This is a genomic window from Streptomyces sp. ME02-8801-2C (assembly GCF_033793965.1).
Classification (GTDB): domain Bacteria; phylum Actinomycetota; class Actinomycetes; order Streptomycetales; family Streptomycetaceae; genus Streptomyces.
The window spans coordinates 1,060,747-1,079,374 of record NZ_JARAXP010000001.1 but is presented as its reverse complement, the minus strand read 5'-3'; the positions used below and the strand labels follow the sequence as shown (position 1 = coordinate 1,079,374).

Annotated in this window: 15 protein-coding genes; 9 read left to right on the top strand and 6 right to left on the bottom strand. The window is 70.4% G+C overall.

All coding sequences use genetic code 11. From position 1 onward, the window contains the following. Positions 1 to 71: 71 nt before the first annotated feature. Positions 72 to 2,897 carry a helix-turn-helix transcriptional regulator gene (locus PV396_RS04530; RefSeq protein ID WP_319200509.1) on the top strand — a complete coding sequence of 942 codons (2,826 nt, stop codon included), beginning with the start codon at positions 72 to 74 and terminating at the stop codon, positions 2,895 to 2,897. A gap of 286 nt (positions 2,898 to 3,183) precedes the next feature. After that, positions 3,184 to 3,975 carry a serine protease gene (locus PV396_RS04525; protein WP_319200507.1) on the top strand — a complete coding sequence of 264 codons (792 nt, stop codon included), beginning with the start codon at positions 3,184 to 3,186 and terminating at the stop codon, positions 3,973 to 3,975. Between the two features lie 94 nt (positions 3,976 to 4,069). On the opposite strand, the gene PV396_RS04520 is transcribed toward PV396_RS04525, so the two are convergent. The 4 genes from PV396_RS04520 to PV396_RS04505 form a co-directional block, all read right to left on the bottom strand. After that, complete coding sequence (locus PV396_RS04520; protein WP_319200505.1) at positions 4,070 to 5,236, bottom strand: winged helix DNA-binding domain-containing protein; 1,167 nt, start codon at positions 5,234 to 5,236, stop codon at positions 4,070 to 4,072. Between the two features lie 88 nt (positions 5,237 to 5,324). After that, the gene (locus tag PV396_RS04515; protein WP_319200503.1) at positions 5,325 to 5,855 is read right to left on the bottom strand and encodes a cupin domain-containing protein; all 531 of its coding nucleotides are present in this window, start codon (positions 5,853 to 5,855) and stop codon (positions 5,325 to 5,327) included. 64 nt (positions 5,856 to 5,919) lie between these two features. Beyond that, positions 5,920 to 6,972: an aminoglycoside phosphotransferase family protein gene (locus PV396_RS04510; RefSeq protein WP_319200501.1), complete on the bottom strand. Its 1,053-nt coding sequence runs from the start codon at positions 6,970 to 6,972 to the stop codon at positions 5,920 to 5,922. Then, positions 6,969 to 7,973: a C-terminal binding protein gene (locus PV396_RS04505; RefSeq protein ID WP_319200499.1), complete on the bottom strand. Its 1,005-nt coding sequence runs from the start codon at positions 7,971 to 7,973 to the stop codon at positions 6,969 to 6,971. Before PV396_RS04505 ends, PV396_RS04510 begins: the two co-directional genes overlap by 4 nt. 729 nt (positions 7,974 to 8,702) lie before the next feature. Between PV396_RS04505 and PV396_RS04500 the strand changes: the two genes are divergently transcribed. After that, the gene (locus PV396_RS04500; protein WP_319200497.1) at positions 8,703 to 9,983 is read left to right on the top strand and encodes an MFS transporter; all 1,281 of its coding nucleotides are present in this window, start codon (positions 8,703 to 8,705) and stop codon (positions 9,981 to 9,983) included. A 227-nt stretch (positions 9,984 to 10,210) separates the two neighbouring features. On the opposite strand, the gene PV396_RS04495 is transcribed toward PV396_RS04500, so the two are convergent. Then, a complete protein-coding gene (locus tag PV396_RS04495; protein WP_319200495.1) occupies positions 10,211 to 11,047 on the bottom strand; it encodes a fumarylacetoacetate hydrolase family protein in 837 nt (278 codons plus the stop codon). Positions 11,048 to 11,186: 139 nt separating this feature from the next. Here PV396_RS04495 and PV396_RS04490 point away from each other — a divergent pair, with 139 nt between their 5' ends. Continuing rightward, a complete protein-coding gene (locus tag PV396_RS04490; protein ID WP_319200493.1) occupies positions 11,187 to 12,218 on the top strand; it encodes a LacI family DNA-binding transcriptional regulator in 1,032 nt (343 codons plus the stop codon). A gap of 101 nt (positions 12,219 to 12,319) precedes the next feature. Here PV396_RS04490 and PV396_RS04485 read toward each other — a convergent pair whose 3' ends face one another. Next, positions 12,320 to 12,913 carry an NAD(P)H-dependent oxidoreductase gene (locus PV396_RS04485; RefSeq protein ID WP_319200491.1) on the bottom strand — a complete coding sequence of 198 codons (594 nt, stop codon included), beginning with the start codon at positions 12,911 to 12,913 and terminating at the stop codon, positions 12,320 to 12,322. 466 nt (positions 12,914 to 13,379) lie between these two features. Here PV396_RS04485 and eno point away from each other — a divergent pair, with 466 nt between their 5' ends. The 5 genes from eno (at position 13,380) to PV396_RS04460 (ending at position 18,547) form a co-directional block, all read left to right on the top strand. After that, a complete protein-coding gene (eno, locus tag PV396_RS04480) occupies positions 13,380 to 14,690 on the top strand; it encodes a phosphopyruvate hydratase (RefSeq protein WP_319200488.1) in 1,311 nt (436 codons plus the stop codon). Between the two features lie 84 nt (positions 14,691 to 14,774). Beyond that, a complete protein-coding gene (locus PV396_RS04475; RefSeq protein ID WP_319200486.1) occupies positions 14,775 to 15,779 on the top strand; it encodes a VOC family protein in 1,005 nt (334 codons plus the stop codon). Between the two features lie 43 nt (positions 15,780 to 15,822). Beyond that, positions 15,823 to 16,374, top strand: a complete 552-nt coding sequence (locus tag PV396_RS04470) for a carboxymuconolactone decarboxylase family protein (protein WP_319200484.1) — start codon at positions 15,823 to 15,825, stop codon at positions 16,372 to 16,374. Between the two features lie 61 nt (positions 16,375 to 16,435). Next, entirely contained in the window at positions 16,436 to 17,542 is a 1,107-nt protein-coding gene (locus PV396_RS04465; protein ID WP_319200482.1) for an alcohol dehydrogenase catalytic domain-containing protein, read from the top strand. A gap of 96 nt (positions 17,543 to 17,638) precedes the next feature. After that, complete coding sequence (locus tag PV396_RS04460; RefSeq protein ID WP_319200480.1) at positions 17,639 to 18,547, top strand: LysR substrate-binding domain-containing protein; 909 nt, start codon at positions 17,639 to 17,641, stop codon at positions 18,545 to 18,547. Positions 18,548 to 18,628: the final 81 nt, after the last annotated feature.

Sequence of the window (18,628 nt, the reverse complement as noted above, 5' to 3'; positions counted from 1 at the left end):
CCGCGCCACCGGTCCGTATTTCAAAGATCTGTTGCCTAATATTGGGCCCCACACGACACAGGAGGGGAGCGGTGACCGTGCGACGGGACTTCCAGGAGTCTGGCCGATGCCGCTCTGACCTGCTCATAGGACGGGACGAGGCGCTCGCGTCGGCGCGCGAGCAGCTTTCGCGCGGCGGCAGCGTACTGCTGCACGGACCAGCCGGAATAGGAAAGTCCGTCGTTTTGCGGACATTGGCCGCGGAATACGGTGAATCGGCACAGACCGTGCTGCGCTGCTCCGCCACCGAGTCCGAATCCCATCTCCCCTTCCTCGCACTCGCCGATCTTCTGGGTCTCGCCCTCGACGAGGTGTCCGGCCGGCTGCCCGTCGCCCAGCGTGTCGCCCTGGAGTCGGCGCTCACCGGCCGGGGCGAGTCCACCCTCCAGCGCGACGGCCTCGCGCTGCGGCTCGCCGTGCTGTCCGCGCTGCGCGCCCTGGCCGCCAAGGGTCCCGTACTCGTTGTCGCCGACGACCTCCAGTGGCTGGACACCGCGAGCACCGAACTCCTCGGCTTCGCCGCCCGCCGCCTCGGCGACGACCCCGTCCGGATGGTGTTCGCGGGGCGGACGGACGGTCAGGAGTACGACCGCTATCTACGCGCGTCCACACCGGACACCCTGGCGGTCCGGGTCAACCCGCTGAACCGCACCCAGGTCGAGACACTCCTGCGGCACCGGGGCTACGACCTCCCGCGTTCGACCGTGCGGGAGATCCACCGCACCAGCGCCGGCAACCCGCTGTACGCCCTCGAACTGGGCCGGGCCCTCGCCGAGAACCCCGCTCCCCCGCGTCCGGGTGAGCCGCTGCCGGTGCCGACGTCGCTGCGTGCCCTGGTCCTGAGCCGGCTGGAGATGCTGTCGGACGACGCCCGCCGCACCCTCCTCGTGGTGAGCGCCGGGGCCCGCCCCACCCTGGACCTGCTGCACGCGGCGGGCCGGACGAACGCCGAGGCCGAGACCGCCCAGGCCGCCGCCCTCGGCCTGCTGGCGCCGGATCCCGAGGGTCCGGCCGTACGGTTCGCGCATCCCCTCGTCTCTGCCGCGCTGTACGCGGAGGCCGGCGCCCAGGAGCGCAGGGCGGCGCACGCCGCGCTGTCCACGGCCGCCTCCGACCCCATCGAGCGGGCCCGGCACCTCGCCCTGGCCACCGACGGCACCGATCCGGAGGTGGCCGCCCGCCTCGCCGAGGCAGCCGCGCTGGCCCGGGACCGCGGGGCTCCGACGGTGGCCTCCTCGCTCGGGCTGCTCGCCGCCCGCCACACCCCGGCCGACAGCGTGCCGACCCCGGACGAGCACCGACTGCGGGCCGCCGAGGACGCGATCACCGCCGGTGAGCTGGACCTGGCGCGGGACATCGCCCGTCAGGTGCTCGCCAGGAGCACGGTGCCCGCTGAACGGGTGCGGGCCTGGATCATCGTGATCGACACGGCGGGCCACGCCATGACGGAGGTCGACGCCGTCTTCCCGCAGGCGCTCGCCGACGCGGGGGACGACCCGCGGCTGCTCGCCCTGATCCACTACCAACTGGCCTGGCGGGCGCTGCTCGTGGAGGGCGACTTCGCCGAGTGCCGTGAGGAGGCGGCGCGTGCGGCGGAGCTCGCGGAGCGGGGCGGCGACCGGCACATGGAGCTGATGTCGCTCTCCTTCCAGGCCCAGACCGAGACCCTGATGGGCCACCCGGAGGCGCCCGCGACCATCAAGCGCGCGCTGAAGGAGCCCCAGGACCCGCAGGTGACGGTCCATCACAACGGCATCGGCTCGGCCCGCTTCCGCTGGCTGATCATGAGCGACCAGCTGCCCGAGGCGCGGGCCACCATCACCACCCTGCTGCGTGAGGTCCGCCGGCGCGGGTCGGTCGAGAGCGAGGTGCACTTCCTGCGCGGCCTGGCCGAGACCGAACTGCGCTGCGGGCACTGCGGCCGGGCGCTCGACGTGGCCCGGGAGAGCCTGCGGGTGGCCCGGGACACCGGTATCGGCGAGGTCGCCTCCGCGATGCTCGCCGCGCTGGCCGAGGCGTCCGGCGGCGATGTGGACCGGGCACTCGCGCTGGCCAAGGAGTCGGTCGAGCACGCCGAGGAGAACGGCGACCTGCTGTATCTCTCCCGGGCCCAGGCCGCCCTGGGATACGCCCGGTTGGTGGCCGGGGACGCGCCGGGCGCGGTGCAGTCGCTGCGCCGGGCACGGGAGTTGGAGCACGACCTCGGCGTCGACGACCCGGCGCGCGGACGCTGGCAGGGCGACCTCGCGGAGGCGCTGGTCCGCGTGGGCGAGCTGGACGAGGCGCAGGAGGTCATCGACGTGTCGCGCGGCCACGCACTGCGGCTGGGGCGCGAGAGCGTGCTCGCGGTGCTCGACCGGGCGGAGGCCCAGGTGCGCGCCGCACGCGGCGAACACGAGGCGGCTCTCGCCCAGTTGACGTCCGCGCAGGACCGGCTCGCCAAACTGGGCTACGGCCTCGAGGAGGCGCGGGCCGCCCTCGCCCTGGCCGAGCTGCGCGCCGGCGCACCGCCCGGGCCGACGCGGGCCTCGGCCCCGTACGACGAGGCGGCACGGCTGTTCAGACGTTCCCGCGCGCTGCCCTGGCTGCGTCGGGTCGACGCGGCCACCGTGCCGGCTCCCGCGCCGCAGCCGCTCGTACGGCAGCCGCAGGCCGTCGCCGCGCTCGACGGGCTCGCCGCGATGGAACGTCAGGTCGCGGCGCTCGTGATGGAGGGCGCGACCAACCGCGAGATCGCCGGACGCCTGTTCATCAGCGTCAAGACGGTCGAGGCGACGCTCACCCGGGTGTACCGGAAGCTGGGGATCCGGTCTCGGGTGGACATCGTCAGGCTGGCGGCGGGTCACCACACCAACTGACAGCCCGCTTACCCGTATACGCCCGCACGCCCGCCGTGCGGCCGTGTGCGGCCTGCGCGCAATCCGTCCTCGCGCTCCCACCGTACCGCGCCGTCGACCCCGTACGACCGAGGGTTTTCCCTCCCCCAACTCACCTAGGGGGTTCCCTCATTGGGTGGGTCCTTATCCGCCTCCTACCTTGTGGATGTGCCGCTCGCCGGGCATCGGGGCAGCACCACCGCCCTGTACATCACCACCCCCCACACCCGCGCGTCCCCCCACCGGCATCCCCCCAAGAGGAGAACCCATGTTCGGGCTCGCTCGTGCCAAGAAGGCCGCCGCTGTTCTGGTGGCCACCGCTGCCGCCGCTTCGACCGCGCTGATCGCCGCTCCCGGCGCGGTCGCCGCGCCCCAGCCCATTGTGGGCGGTACGACAACCACCGCGGCCGCGTACCCGTACGTCATGCAGATCACGGACGCCTCGCAGAACCAGTTCTGCGGTGGCACCCTCGTCTCGGCCACCAAGGTCGTGACCGCCGCCCACTGCATGGTCGACGAGACGACGAGCAGCGTGCGCGTCGTCGGCGGCCGTACCTACCGCAACGGCACCAACGGCACCGTCAGCCGGGTCACCAAGATCTGGATACACCCGAGCTACACCGACGCCACCAACGGCGACGACGTGGCCGTGCTGACCCTCGCCACCGCGATGCCGTACACCACGGCGTCGTACGTCACCTCGTCCCAGACCGGCGTGTACGCGGCCGGCACCACGGCCCGCATCATCGGCTGGGGCACCACCTCCTCCAACGGAAGCTCCTCCAACCAGCTGCGCACGGCGACGGTCCCGACCGTCTCCAACGCCAGCTGCTCCAGCTCGTACGGCTCCAGCTACATCGCGAGCGACATGGTCTGCGCCGGATTCACCTCCGGTGGCGTTGACACCTGCCAGGGCGACAGCGGCGGCCCGCTGATGATCGGCGGCGTCCTGGCAGGTATTACTTCCTGGGGAGAGGGCTGCGCGTCAGCCGGCTACCCCGGGGTCTACACCCGGCTGACCACCTTCTCCAGCCTGGTGGCGACGCAGGTCGCGTCGTAACCAGCGGCGGAACAGCCACCACAGTCTCCCGAGTACCCCTCGGGTGAATGCCAGGGGGCGTTGCGGACCGGCCACGAGCGGTCCGCAGCGCCCCCTATCCACGTTCCCGTACGACTGTCCCGAGCCGGATGTCGTATGCCTCTCCCTCGTGCAGGACCGCGAGCATTCGCTCCCCCTCCTCGACGACCGCCTTCCACTGGTCCTTGGTGAACCCGCCGAACGGCTCGACGGTGAGCGTGCTGTCCTCGACGCGCCACAGGCCGGCCAGGAAGCCGTCGACGAGCAGGACGCGGTGCGCCTGATTGCCCGTCCAGCTACGGCCCTTGAGGTCGGCGGGGACGACCCGGCCGCGGTCGGCGTGCGAGAGGAGCAGATTGTCGAACTCGGGCAGGAAACGCGGCGGGGCCGGGGTGTCCGGGTCGGGGCGGGGCGCGTCGGGGAGGTCGAAGAGTTCGGTGCCGTGCTCGTCCCGGAAGGTGAGCAGGCGCGGCCGGAGGCGTTCGAAGGCGTCGCGCAGCCGGGTCAGTCCGGCCCAGGTCTGCATGTCCTTCACGGAGGCCGGGCCGAAGGCGGCGAGGTAGCGCAGGACGGTCGTGTCGAGCAGCACGGCAGGGTCCCGGTCCGGTTCTGCCGCCCGGCCCAGCCAGTGCTCGGCGGTGGTGAGGGCGACCTGCCCGCTGCGGCCCCACAGTCCGCGCGGGGTGACCTGGACGAGCGGGAGCCGGCAGCGGGCGGCGACGGACAGGGACTGCGGGTCGGCGTCCGGCCACTCGACGAGAAGCGCCTCGCGCAGCTGTTTCATCGTGCGCGGCTCGGCCTCGACGAGGTCCCGGGCGAGGGCGGTGAGCCGGTCGAGGTCGACGCCCACAAGTCCCTTGCGGAAGTAGGTGAGTTCGCGGTCCCGGGCGGGCTGGACGAGCGGGCGCAGCGTGAGGCAGTCGTCGGCGGTGTGGGTGTGGATGGTCGAGCGCATGGTGACGATACGGACGGCCTCCCGGTCGGCCATGAGCCGGGACAGGTCCTCGGGGGCGAAGCCGTCGAGGCGGGCGGCGAGGGCGTAGTACGGGGGCTTCACGTTCTGCGCCTGGAGCCCGAGGAGGTGTGCGAGGGCCTCCTTCGCGGACATCGGCGACCGGGTCAGCAGCGACTGCCGGGCCAGGGTGGCCCGGTTGAGGGCGCGGGGGCCGAGGACGGGGGCCGCGGCGGTGGAGGCCGACGCGGGGTTCCCCGCCGGGCCGGAGGTCGAGGTCGTCTTCGTCATGTTCCGCACGCTAGCCGCACTTGCGGACAGTTCCGGTCCGCAACCCCGGCCGGGATCCGGACCGGAGCCGATCGACCTTCCGCCGGTGTCAGCCCTCGCGTTCCGCCCCGACGAGGACGAAGGCCATCGTGACCGGTTGCCCGCTGAGGTTGCGCCAGCCGTGCCGGGTGCCGTTCTGGATCACGACGTCCCCTGCCGAGAGCCGGGTGCGGTGGCCGTCGTCGAGTTCGAGGACGATCTCGCCCCGCAGCACGATCCCGTAGTCCACGGTCGGCGTCGTGTGCATGCCGTCGGGTTCCATGAGGTCCGCGATGCCGGGCGAGTCGGCCCGCTGCTCGAGGTCGAAGGCGACGGGGTCGAACGCCGGGTCGGCCATCGCGGAGTCCGGCGGGAAGGTCAGGACGACGAACCGGGTGCCGCCGGGTGCCGGGAGCAGGCTGGTGAGCTTCGCCGTGGGGTCCTCTCCGGTCCGGTCGATCCGCTCGCCGGGTTCGGTGGCCCACGGCACCCGGGACACCCAGCCCGGCAGACTGGTGAACTCCCGGCTGCGCGGGACGGGGCCGTCGCTGACGACGACGGACCTGCCGTGCTCGTCATGGCCGGTGACAACTCTGCGCATACGTCTCTCCGTGAGGTGGTGATCGGCGCGGGCCGAGGATGCCGGACCTGTCGACCCGGTCGGGTCAGGCAGACAGACCGCCGCCGGGCCCGGGCTGCGCCCCCAGCGCGGTCGTCCAGGCGTCCAGGGCGTCGGCGACCGTGGGGGCGGGCGCCCGGAGCAGGGCCGACGCCACCGTCCGTACGAACAGCCGGTGCCGTTCGTCGGTGAGGTACTCGACCGGGGACTTGCCGTCGACGCGTGCGAGCAGCAGCGCCGGCAGGAGTGCCGCGGCCCGCGCTTCGAGGATCGGCCTGGGCTCCCAGTCGACACACCGGGCGTACGCCTCGGCCAGCACCTGGGCGGACCTCAGGAGATCGGGGCGCCGCTCGGGCACCACCAGGCTCTTGAGGAGCAGATGGGTGGCGCAGAAGGCGAGGTCGAAGGCAGGGTCTCCGTACCAGGCGCACTCGGCGTCCAGCAGGACGGGACCGGACGGCCCGACCAGGATGTTCTTGGGGCTGACGTCACCGTGCACCAGAGCGAGGTGGGTGGTGGCCGTGCGTTCGGCGAGGCCCTGAAGGGCGTCGCTCAGCTTGGGGTGCGCGGCGGCGGTGGCCAGCAGGTACGGCTCGACGCGCAGCGCGTGGAAGTTGTCGTCGGTGGCGAACTCGGCGGCGAGGGCCGCGTCACCCGCACTCGCCGCGTGGAGGCTGCCGAGCAGCTCCCCGACGGCCGCCGCGGTCTCCACCCGCACCTCGCCGTCCAGCAGTTGGGCCTTCCACATGGGATACCGCTCCGGCGGCAGGTACGCCATCGCGAAGAGGCCGGCCTCGGGGTCGTGGGCCAGCAGCCCGGGCACACTGTCCGGACGGTGCCGGGACGCGAACCGCATCCACGCCCATTCGTAGGCGTTGCGCGAGACCGGTGCCTGCCAGTCGGCGGCGACCTTCAGCTTGGCGAGGGCACGTTTCACGCAGAGCGACCGTCCCGGCAGGTCCACTCGCCACAGGTCGGACGAGACACCGCCGGCCAGCGGTGTCCACCGCGCGGCCTCACCGGGCACGGCGAGCTGGTGTGCGGTCAGGAAGTCGGTGAGCGCGGGTTCCGGGCTTGCCTGCGCGGGGAGCCCGCTCATCGCCTGTCCGCCGGCACAGCGGGAAGATCACGGGGAGTGTTGCGGGCGTGAGCCGGCGCCTCGCCCGCCAGGATCCGTACGACTTCCTCGGCGGCCCGGCGGCGCAGCTCCGTGACCGAGGCGTCGGAGGAGAAGGCGACGTGCGGGGTGAGCAGCGCGCCCGGCTGGGCCAGCAGGCTGTCAGGGACGTGCGGCTCGCTCTCCAGGACGTCGAACGCGGCTCCGTCCAGATGTCCGCTGTCGAGCGCCTTGATCACCGCGTCGGTGTCCACGAGGCCACCCCGGCTGACGTTGACCAGGAGGCCGCCCTGCCGCATCAGCGCCAGTTGTTCGGCTCCGATGATGTGGTGTGTGTCCGGGGTGAGCGGCACGTGGAGGATCACCACGTCGCTGCGGCGCAGCAGTTCCTCCAGGCCCACCATCTCCACGCCGTGGGTGTCCTTGGGCGGGTACGGGTCGTGGGCCAGGATCCGGCAGCCGAACGCGCCGAGCCGGCCGGCGGTGGTACGTCCGATGCGTCCGTATCCGACGACGCCGCAGGTCAGCGTCGACAGGCGGCGCAGCCGGGCACTCGCGGGGTTCCAGCGGCCCGCGCGGACGTCCCGGTCGAACACGGCCAGGCCCCGGGTCCAGGCCAGCACCATGCCGACGGCGTGGTCCGCGACCTCCTCGACGCAGTAGTCGGGCACGTTGGTGACCCAGACACCCCGCTCGGTGGCCGCCTCCACGGCGATGTTGTCGAGGCCGACGCCGAGCCTGGCCACGATCCGCAGGTCCGGCGGCATGCCGATCGCGGTGGCGGAGACCGGCGCCCAGCAGGTCAGGATGGCGTCGGGCCGGTGCTCGGCCACCAGTTTCTCGATGGCCTCGGCGGAGGCGGGTTCGGCGGGACCGGTCACCAGGGTGTGGCCGGCTCCCTCGATGACGGATCGCTCGACGGAGTCGTCGGGCCAGGCGTAGTCCGTGAGGAGCACGGTGCCTGGGCGGCTCGATTGGTTCATTGCAGGTCGTCCTCGCAGAGTCGTGCGGCCGCGGCGAACGGTCGGGCGTCGCGCCCGGTCGCGTCCGGTGAGCGGGTCTGATCGTCACCCGGAAGGGCGGCCTACGGCATGTCCGATGGGCCGTCGGCCGCCTTGGGTGGGCCGGAGGGAGTCTCTGGGCTCGTCGGCGCTCGCCGACTTGTGGTCGGGGCGGGCGCCGGGGAACGCACCTGGAACGGATCACGGGATACCAGGGCACGTTGCATCACTTTGTCACAGCCACGTGATGCTAACGATAGCACTCGGGCTCTTCGCCCCGTCAAGGGTGTGACGTACACGTGATCGTCGGCATCCCACCGCGGGCCCGATTCGGAGCGGAGGAACCCCGCCACCAAGGGAAAAAGAGCGGCGCCGAAGAAAAACCGGGACGGACATCTTGACGCGCCCGGTACTTCCCTTCATGGTTTCTGCCAGCGCCGACCGTGTGACCGAGAAGTGTCCGCACGAAGTCCGGCTGTCGAAGACGCCATAGCCACGGACGTCCCCGACGGGCGATACACGACTGAATTCCGCATTCGGTGTCCGACCGCGCGGCAGCCTGTCGCCCCATTTTCCGTCAGTCGACGACCGCACAACCGTCGCCGACGCGAGTCCGTGTTCAGCTCACCGCTTTTCGTCCTCGCCGTACAGCCCCGTACGGCGATGGATCCGCCACGGCCAGCCGTGGCCCCTTCCTCTTCAGGAGCCGCTATGACTCACGCAGCGCAAGTCGACACCACCACGGTGCCCGCCGGGGAAACACAGGAAAGCAGCCGGCCCTCCCTTTCCCGCCCCATGATCGGCGTGGGCTTCCTGCTGATCGTCCTCTCCTACATGGTCAACGCGATGGACCGCCAAGTCTTCCCTCCTCTGCTGCCCGACATCCGCGCGGAGTACGGCTTCTCCCTGGAACAGGGCGGGCTGCTGGCGACGAACTTCACCCTCGGCATGGCGCTCGCCGGCCTTCCCGCCGGCTATCTGCTCGACCGCTTCCGGCGCAAGACCATGCTGCTGGTCAGCATCGTGATCTACTCCCTGGGCACCATGGCGACGCCGCTGGCGACCGGATTCACCGACATGTCCCTGTACCGGGTGATCTCGGGCTTCGGTGAGGGCATGCAGTCCGCCGCCATCTTCGCGGCGATCGGCGCCTTCTTCGCCCAGCGGCGTGGTCTCGCCTTCGGCGTCATCGGCGTGGGCTACTCGATCGGTGTGTTCATCGCGCCGCTGATCGGTGTCGAGCTGATGAGCATGCACGGCACCTGGCACTCGCCGTTCTACCTGTTCGGAGCGGCCGGACTGCTGATCGCCACCGCCTCCCTGTTCCTCGTGCGGACCGGGCTGACCGAGCACACCGTCGAGAAGGCCGCCGCGACCGAAACCTACGAGTACATGCCGGCTTCCGCCTACAACCGGAACACGGTCGCGCTGGCCGTCCACGCGGTCGTCAGCGGCGTGGCCATCTACGGGTTCCTCGGCCTCTACCCGACGTTCCTCATCACCTCCCTGCACTACACCCCCGGACAGGCCGCACTGGCCATGAGCCTCCTCGGTTTCGGCGGCATGACGGCTGTGTTCGGCGGCTGGCTGGGTGACCGCATCAACCAGCGGAACCTGCTGGTCCTCAGCCTGCTCGCCGTCTCCGCCATCAGCGTGTGCATCTACACGACGCATGCCGCGGTGGGGACGCAGTGCCTGTTCGCCTTCCTCATGGGCGCCTTCGGGCTGGGCTTCATCTACCCGAACACCAACAGCGCGATACAGCGGGCCGTCCGCCCCGGACAGATCGGACGCGCCTCCGGCCTCTTCGTCACCAGCTACTACGGACCGGCGGCGTTCTCGGGCCTGCTCTTCGCCGCCCTGGTGGACTCCTTCGGCTGGGAACGGGCCGGGCTGCTGCAGGTCACGGGCCTGCCGCTGCTGGGCGTGGTCGCCCTGGCCTTCGTCCGCACCTCGGAGTTCAACAACGCGGCACGTAAAGCGCTCCGTTAGCCGCACAGTGCCCGACGAGCCGGCCGCACAGTGACCGACCAACCCGCCGGCCGCACAGTGACCGACCTGCGGGACGGTGGGGACCGGCCCGCCCACGCGGCTCCGCCGCACACGGGACAGCCCCGCGCCTCGCACAGGGCGCGGGGCACATCCTGACAATCCACAAGGGGCCTGCCCACCGCCGAGCGGTGGGCAGGCCCCTTGTACGTGGTCGGCTGCGTGCGAGGTCAGGGGCACTCGGCCACAACGGGGTTGCGCAGAACGCCGATGCCCTCGATCTCCACCTCGACCACGTCTCCGGGACGGATCGGTCCGACGCCGGCGGGCGTGCCCGTCATGATCGCGTCTCCGGGCAGCAGCGTCAGATAGCGGCTGAGGTAGCTGACGAGGTCGGGAACGGTGAGCAGCAGGTCGGCGGTGCTCGCCGACTGCACGACGGCGCCGTTCAGACGGGTCGTCAGCGACAGGTCGGAGGGGTCCAGTTCGGTCTCGACGACCGGTCCGAGGGGAGCGAAGGTGTCCTGCCCCTTTCCGATCAGAAGGGTGCCGAACGCGCTTTCCCTGCGCTGGACGATGCGGTCGCTGACGTCATTGCCACACGTATATCCAAGGATGTACTCATGGGCGTCGGAGGGCTTCACATGACGGGCTTCCTTTCCGATGACGACGACCAACTCGCCTTCGAAATGGATCAGTTCACCGCCCGCAGGATAGACGATGGCGTCATCCGGACCTATCACCGAGGTACTGGGCTTCATGAAGCACACGGGAACTTCCGGGACCTCACGATCGGTCTCGTCGACGTGTGAGGCGTAGTTGTAGGCGAACCCGAAGACCCGCGGCCGTTCGAGCGGCGGGAGAACGGCCACGTCGCCGATTTCGTCGACCTGCCCGGTGGGAGTCAGTCCGGTGAAGGGATCCCCCTCGAATCTCGTGATCCGGGCGCCGCCGGATTCGAGTTCTCCGTAATGACGTGTGCCGCCGACGGCATACCTGATGATCCGCAAGGAAACCTCCGCAAGTAGTCCGCAGGTTGGCAGCCAAGCATGGGCTGCATGACCCATCCAGCAATGCTAACGTTAGCACGCAGAAGACGATCAGCCCCGGACGCCCTTCCGTCCGACTGCGGAGCGCGACGTGAGCGCTATCGTTGGCACACGGAATGTGACGACACGGGATCAGTCAGCTCGAGGGGGCCCTCACGTGATCACGACCAAGGACATCGCGGAACGCCTCGGAGTCTCCGTCTCGACGGTCGGCCGGGCGCTCGCCGACGATTCCCGGATCAGCGAGGAGACCAAGTTCAAGGTCCGACAGGCCGCCTCCGAGATGGGGTACGTCGGCAACCGGGCGGCCCGGATGATGCGCGGCGCGTCCAGCAACGTGGTCGCGCTGGTGATCCCGGACATCCGCAACAGCTTCTACTCGACCATCGCGCACGAACTGTCCAAGAACATGGAGGCCGAGGGCTTCCAGCTGATGCTCGCGGAGACCGACGACGACCGGATGGTGGAGCTGCGCCATCTGCGGGAACTGTCCGCGACCCGGGTGGCGGGCGTCATCATCGTGCCCACCGCACGCCCGCACGGCGACACGGTCAAGCTCCTGCGCACAGTCCCGCACCTGCAGTTGCTGCGCCGCCACCCGTCGCTCGGCTCCCAGTGGTTCGGCGTGGACGACCACGAGGCGCTGCGTCGGGCCACGGCCCACCTGGTGGCGCAGGGCCACACCCGTATCGCGTACCTGGGCGGCCCCGAGGAACTGCCCACGGGCGCGGAGCGTCTGCGCGGCTTCCGCAGCGCCCTGCGCGAGGGCGGTCTTCCGGACGACGCCGGGCGCACGGAACTGGGCCCGCCGTCGTCCGTGGAGCACGGCCGCCGGGCGATGCGCCGGCTGCTGAAGGGCCCGGGCGCCCCCACCGCGCTCGTCCTGGGATCGATCCAGCTCACCCGGGGAGTCCTGGAGGAACTGTCCGAGCAGGGTGTGAAGGTGCCCGGGGAGCTGTCCGTGATCGGGTTCGGGGACGAGCCGGGGTTCTCCTGGTGGGGTCCCGGACTCACCACGACCGGGCTGCCGATCCAGGAGATGGCCACCGGCTGCGCGCTGTGGCTGATGCGCCGGCTGAAGACCGCGACGGGCAACGACGGACCGTACACGTCGGTTTCCCCGGGATCGCTGATTCTGCGCGGCAGCACGGCGCCACCCGGAGAGAGGTCCGCGTCCAGGTCCCGCTGAGCCGCAGGCGGCGCCACCCGCACCCGTGAAGGCGCCCGGAGCACATTGCTCCGGGCGCCTTCACGTGCACCCGCCGGAACCCGCCGTAGCCCGGTGGCGGTTCAGTACGTTCCGCCGCGCAGTCCGCGCATGACGCGGGCGGTACGCACGAGTTCGTCGAGCACCTGCTCGGCCGCCGCCTCATGTATCTTGCCGGGCCGGAAGGCGCCGCCCTCGACGAGTTCGCTGACGAACGGGATGCTCACGGTCGGACCGATCGGCAGCATCCGGAGGTTGGCCACGATCTGCTTGCCCATCTGCACCGCCCGGGTGCCCGCCGAGACGCCTCCGTAGCTGACGAACGCGGCCGGCTTGTGCTGCCACTCCACGACGAGGTAGTCCCACGCGTTCTTCAGCGGGGCGGGGAAGCCGCCGTTGTACTCCGGGGTGACGAAGACGAAGGCGTCCGACGCCTCGACGATCCTGCTCCACTCGCGTGTGTGGCTCTTCGTGTACTGCCGCAGGGCGGGAGGATTCGGCTCGTCGAAGAAGGGGAGGGCGAGTTCCCCCAGGTCGACGATGTGCGACTCGAACTGCTCGCACTCCGCGACCCGGGTGGCGAACCAGTCCGCGACGGACCTTCCCACCCGCCCGGGACGTGTACTGGCCACCACAGTGGTGAGGGTCATAGGCGTCACAGAGGGCTCGGCTGCCATGTCTGGCTCACTTTCTTTCCTTTCGGCCGCTCCCCGGCCCGGCGGGCCCGCCACTGCCTGCGCTGTCCTTCTGTCCAGGAGCGAGCGGGCCCGCCGGAGTTCTTGCGGGGTGGAATCGTGCGAACGATAGCACTGACGTCAAGAGCCGGCCAGAAGCACCGGAGTCGCATGACACGCAGAGGCGAACAGCACCCACCCGCCCCTTGACATCCCCGCCAACAGTTCGCACGATTGCGCTATCGTTAGCACGACGACGAAGAGAGCCGGACAATCCTTCGCTCGCTCGCAGCGCCTTCGAACCGATCCGGGTGCCACCCCTCAGGGTCCGCCCCCACCCCGTTCGTCGGCGATGACCTCCGTACGCCTCGCCGCGCGGAGGTCCCTGCCCCGATGACAGGCACGGACTCCCCGGCCGTCACCCCCGGCCCTCACCCGTGTCGTCCGAACTCCGAAAGGTTGCACCGCCATGACAGACGCGCGGATCGCCCAGCTCCACGGCCGCAGAGTGTGGGACTCACGCGGTCGGCCGACCGTCGAGGTCGAAGTGCACCTCGCGGACGGCGCGGTCGGGCGGGCCATAGCGCCGGCGGGGGCCTCCACGGGCCAGGGCGAGGCGCTCGACCTGCGCGACGGCGGCAGCCGTTTCGGCGGGCTCGACGTCCAGCGCGCGGTGGGCTCGGTGAACGACGCCATCGCGCCCGCGCTGCTCGGCCGGGACGCGGGCGACCAGGAAACCGTGGACCGGCTGCTGGTGGACCTCGACGGAACCCCCGACCGCGGCCGTCTCGGCGGCAACGCGATCGTGGCCACGTCCATGGCCGTCCTGCACGCCGCCGCCGCTTCGGCGGGAGTGCCGCTGTGGAGGCATCTGGCGGGCGAACGCCCGGTCCGCATTCCGCTGCCCGAGATCCAGATCTTCGGCGGCGGCGCCCACGCGGACCGCCGGGTCGACGTACAGGACTTCATGGTGATGTGCCCGGCGGCGGGCAGTTTCTCCGAGGCCCTGGACTGGACCGCGGAGATCTACCGGGCCGCCGGAAGCCTGATGCGCACGGCGGGGAAGGCCCAGGGCGTGGCCGACGAGGGCGGTTTCTGGCCGGCCTTCGACTCCAACGAGGAGGCGCTGGAGATGCTGACCCGCGCCATCGAGACCGCGGGCTTCACCCCCGCGACCGAGGTGGCGATCTCGCTGGACGTCGCGGCCTCGCAGTTCGGCAGCGGCGGGCGGTACACGCTGGCCCTGGACGAGCGCACGCTCGACACCGCGGCGTTGATCGACATGCTGGGCGGCTGGATCGAGCAGTATCCGATCCTGTCCGTCGAGGACCCGGTGGGCGAGGACGACCACGACGGCATGCTGGAGTTCACCCGGCGCTACGGCGACCGCTGCCAGGTGATCGGCGACGACTACCTGGTCACGAACGCCAAGCGCGTGGAGGCCGCGGCCACCGTCGGAGCGGTGAACGCCGTCCTCGTCAAGCCGAACCAGGCCGGTACGGTCACGGAGGCGCTGCAGGCGCTGCGGGCCGGAAAGGAAGCCGGCTTCGGCACGATCGTCTCGGCCCGTTCCGGCGAGACCGAGGACATCACCATCGCCCATCTGAGCGTCGGCTGGGACGCCGGCCAGCTGAAGGTGGGCTCGTTCACCCGCTCCGAGCGCATGGCGAAGTGGAACGAGGTGCTGCGCATCGAGGAGTCACTGGGTGAATCCGCGGAATTCAGCGGCTGGTCGGCCTTCACATTCGCCGGATCGAAGGCCTTCACCACCAAGCCGTAAAAACGGCAGCGAAATCGCACGTATTACAGTCATAGAAATCCAGCACTCCAGCAATTCAGAGCCGATCCGAGCACGGAGACCAGCATGCTGCCACCCGTCAATCTGCGTCCGAGTTTCAACATCACCCGCTCCAGCCATGTGCGTCTCACGGTCGCGGATCTGGCCGAGAGCCGGAACTTCTACGTGAACGTGCTGGGCCTGGTCGTCAGTGACGAGGACGAGCGCACCTGTTATCTCCGGGGCCTCGCCGAAGCCTGCCACCACAGCCTCGTGCTTGAGCTGGACGAGGAGGGCGCGGGCAGGTGCGCGCGGATCGGCTTCCGGGTGTTCTTCGACGAGGACCTCGACCTCGCGTACGACTGGTTCCGTGAGCGGGGGCTGCCCGCCGAGTGGGTCGACGCCCCGTACCAGGGCCGCACCCTGCACGTCAGCGACCCCATCGGCACACCGCTCGAGCTGTGCGCGCACATGGAGACCCGGCCGCGGCTGCACATCGACTTCGCGCAGCACAAGGGTGCCCACGCGCAGCGCCTGGACCACTTCCAGACCTTCGCGCCCGACACCTACGAGCTGTGCGCTTTCTACGGCGAGCTCGGCTTCCGAAACTCGGAGTACCTGGAGCACGGCGACAAGCTCCTGGGCGCGTTCATGTACCGCAAGGGCACCTGCCTGGACCTGGCGATCGTCGAGAACACCGGTCCCGCCCTGCATCACTTCGCCTACACCGTCTCCGAGAGCCACGACATCTTCACCGCCTGCGACTGGGCCGGTATCCAGGGCTACGGCGACGGCGTGGAGCGGGGTCCCGGACGGCATGGTCCGGGCGGGATGCTCTTCGCCTACCTCCGCGATCCCGACGGGCACCGGGTGGAGGTTTTCAACAGCCACTACCAGACGATCGACACCGAGATCGAGCCCGTGCGCTGGGACGCCGCCTCGCTGAGCACCAACGCCCGCTGGGGTCTCCCGGCCCTGGAGAAGTGGTACTTCGAGGCGTCGCCGTTCGTCGACGTGCCGCAGATCCCGCCGGTCGAGCCGCCGAAGCCGATGTCGCTGGAACGGTTCCTGCTCGAACAGTCCGCCCGCTGAGCTTCCGTACGTCCCGTACTTCCAGACTTTTCAGGAGTCACCCATGGCACGAGTCCCCTATCTGCGCCGCGAGGACGCGGACGAGTCGCAGAAGCCCCTGTACGACCGGCTGGAAGCCGAGCGCAAGGTGCCGACGGCGAACATCTTCCTCGCCCTGACCAACGCGCCTGTGCAGCTGGACGCCTTCCTCACCTACGCCAACTCGCTACGGGCCGCCGACCTCAGCCCCAAGCTGCGCGAGCTGGCCATCCTGACCGTGGGGTACGCGACCCGGTCGGCGTACGAGGTCGCGCACCACCAGTCGCACGGGCTCAAGGCCGGGCTCACCGAGGAGCAGCTCGCGGCGGTGGCCGACTTCGAGTCGTCCCCTCTGTTCGACGGCACGGAGAAGGCGGTGATGCGCCTCGCCAAGGAGTCCACACTCCGGGTCGACGTCTCGGAGGAGACCTGGCGGGCCGCCGCCGACCACCTGACGGACAAGCAGATGGTCGAACTCTCGTTGTCCATCGCCTGGTACAACTCCGGCGTCCGCATCATGGGACTGCTCGGCATCGACCTTGAGGACAACTACCCCAACCCTTTTCCCCATTCGTAGGGAATTCTTGATGTCTCCGCCCCCGGCCGCCCGGGACGGAGCAGTTCCAAGGAGTATTTCAATGGCGAAAATGCTCGCTGCGCGACTGCACGCGCTCGGTGAACCGATGTCGGTGGACACGATCGACGTGCCCACACCGCGCCCGACGGACGTACTGGTACGTGTGAAGGCGTGTGGGATCGTGCCGAACATGGCCAACGTGATCAACAACTGGCCCACGTGGTTCCCGCACCAGCCGTTGCCGAAGTTCCCCGCCATCTTCGGCCTGGACGCCGCCGGCGTGGTCGAAGCCGTCGGCGAGGCGGTGCTGCACACCAAGCCGGGCGACCGGGTGTACGTCAACCCCCTGCGTTCCTGCGGCAGTTGTCAGGTGTGCCGGGGCGGCGAACTGAGCCGCTGCCGCTACTTCACGCTGAACGGCTACTTCAGCACCTCCCGGGACGGCCAGCGGATCTTCGACCTGTACCCGTACGGCGGCTTCGCGGAGTACATGACCGCCCCGCAGTACTCGATCGTCAACATCCCGGACAACATGACGTTCGAGCAGGCCGGCAAGCTGGGTTACATCGGCACGTCCTACGGCGCCCTCAAGAACGCTGCGGCAGGCCCCGGCCAGGTCGCGTTGATCGACGGGATCACGGGGACGCTCGGTGTCGCGTCGACAGTGCTCGCGCTGGCCTCCGGCGCCTCCCGGGTCCTCGGCACCGGCCGCAACGAGGAACTCCTCAAGCGTGTCAGGGAACTCGACCCGGATCGCGTCGAGGTCTTCCGGCTGGGCGAGGGCTCCACCGGTGAGTGGGCGAAGTCCCGCACCGGCGGCGAGGGGGCGGACTATGTGATCAGCGCCCTGGGTGCCAAGGCGCCGGTGGACACGATGCTCGACTCCATGCAGGGTGTCCGGCGGGGCGGCCGAGTGGTCAATGTCGGCGGAGTGGCCGACCGGCTGCCCGTGGACGTGAAGTGGCTCATGGACGAGCAGGTCCAGCTGATCGGCTCCAACTGGTTCAGCACCGCGCAGGGGCAGGAACTCGCCGACATGGTGGCCACGGGCGCCCTGGACCTGTCCTATCTGCAGGCCAAGCCGTTCCCGCTGGCCAGAGTCAACGAGGCGATCTCCGGGCTCACGGACCGCGACGGCGGATTCAGCAACTACGTGGTCATTCCCTGACCCCACCCCTGCACACCCCCTACTCACCCCGCGGCGTACCTGTCCTGCCCTGACGGCGCCGCGGGGTGTCGTTCTACTTCCAGGACGGAGGAGCCGGTGGAACTGCGCTGGTTGGAAACATTCGTCACCGTCGCGGAGGAACTGCACTTCGCGCGCGCGGCGGACCGGCTGCATCTGGCTCCTTCGGCGCTCAGCGCGCAGGTCAGGGCGCTGGAATCGCATCTGGGGGTCCGTCTGATCGACCGCGGGCGGCGTACCCGCCCGGCGCTCACCAACGCCGGACGGCTGTTCCTCGAGGAGGCCCGGCTGACCCTCGCGCAGGTCGCCCGGGCGGAGGCGGTGGGCCGGCGTGCCGGGCGCGGTGAGCTGGGCCACGCCGAGATCGCGTACGTGGCCTCCGCGGCCTTCTCCGGTGTGCTGACCGACGTCCTCACCCGGTGCTCGGCCCTGGACACCCATCTCACCGTCCAGGTACGCGAGTTGGAGACACCTGCCCAGCTGGAGGCCCTGTCCTGCGGGGACATCGACGTCGGTTTCCTGCGCTGGCGGCCGGAGTACCCGGCCGGGGTAACGGCCACCTGTCTGCTCACCGAGGGGGTCGTCCTGGCGCTGCCCGACGGCGCCCCGCTGGCGGCGTACGAGACGGTGCCGGCGGCGGAACTGCGTCACGAGCGGTTCGTGGCACCGCACTTCGACGAGGAGTACGGCTGCCGCGACCAGATCGTGGAGGTGGCGCGGCAGGGCGGCTTCAGCCCGCAGTGCGCGCCTCCCGTACGGGACTTCATCGCCGCTCTCACCCTGGTGGGCGGCGGTCTCGCCGTGGCGCTGGTGCCGGACTCGCTGCGCCGCGTACGGATACCTGGCGTCGCCTACCGTCCGCTGGCCGACGTACCGCTGACCACCCGGCTGGTGGGCGCGTACCGCAGGGGTGAGACCTCGCCGGCGGTACGCGGTGTGATCCGCCGGCTGCGGGAGGCGGCCTTGGCCGCGACCGTCGACGGCTGAGGTACAGAACGACGACCCGACACATGTCCGTGCGCGAAGAGCGCACCGTATCGGCAGCTCGAGGAGTTGACCGGCCTGCGG

Excerpts from the sequence above, each read along its gene's own strand:
- PV396_RS04470 (WP_319200484.1), top strand. The coding sequence starts at position 15,823 with ATGGCACGAGTCCCCTATCTGCGCCGCGAGGACGCGGACGAGTCGCAG.
- PV396_RS04510 (WP_319200501.1), bottom strand. The coding sequence starts at position 6,972 with ATGAGCGGGCTCCCCGCGCAGGCAAGCCCGGAACCCGCGCTCACCGAC.
- eno (WP_319200488.1), top strand. The coding sequence starts at position 13,380 with ATGACAGACGCGCGGATCGCCCAGCTCCACGGCCGCAGAGTGTGGGAC.
- PV396_RS04475 (WP_319200486.1), top strand. The coding sequence starts at position 14,775 with ATGCTGCCACCCGTCAATCTGCGTCCGAGTTTCAACATCACCCGCTCC.
- PV396_RS04520 (WP_319200505.1), bottom strand. The coding sequence starts at position 5,236 with ATGACGAAGACGACCTCGACCTCCGGCCCGGCGGGGAACCCCGCGTCG.
- PV396_RS04505 (WP_319200499.1), bottom strand. The coding sequence starts at position 7,973 with ATGAACCAATCGAGCCGCCCAGGCACCGTGCTCCTCACGGACTACGCC.
- PV396_RS04485 (WP_319200491.1), bottom strand. The coding sequence starts at position 12,913 with ATGGCAGCCGAGCCCTCTGTGACGCCTATGACCCTCACCACTGTGGTG.
- PV396_RS04500 (WP_319200497.1), top strand. The coding sequence starts at position 8,703 with ATGACTCACGCAGCGCAAGTCGACACCACCACGGTGCCCGCCGGGGAA.
- PV396_RS04515 (WP_319200503.1), bottom strand. The coding sequence starts at position 5,855 with ATGCGCAGAGTTGTCACCGGCCATGACGAGCACGGCAGGTCCGTCGTC.
- PV396_RS04525 (WP_319200507.1), top strand. The coding sequence starts at position 3,184 with ATGTTCGGGCTCGCTCGTGCCAAGAAGGCCGCCGCTGTTCTGGTGGCC.
- PV396_RS04465 (WP_319200482.1), top strand. The coding sequence starts at position 16,436 with ATGGCGAAAATGCTCGCTGCGCGACTGCACGCGCTCGGTGAACCGATG.
- PV396_RS04495 (WP_319200495.1), bottom strand. The coding sequence starts at position 11,047 with ATGGGTCATGCAGCCCATGCTTGGCTGCCAACCTGCGGACTACTTGCG.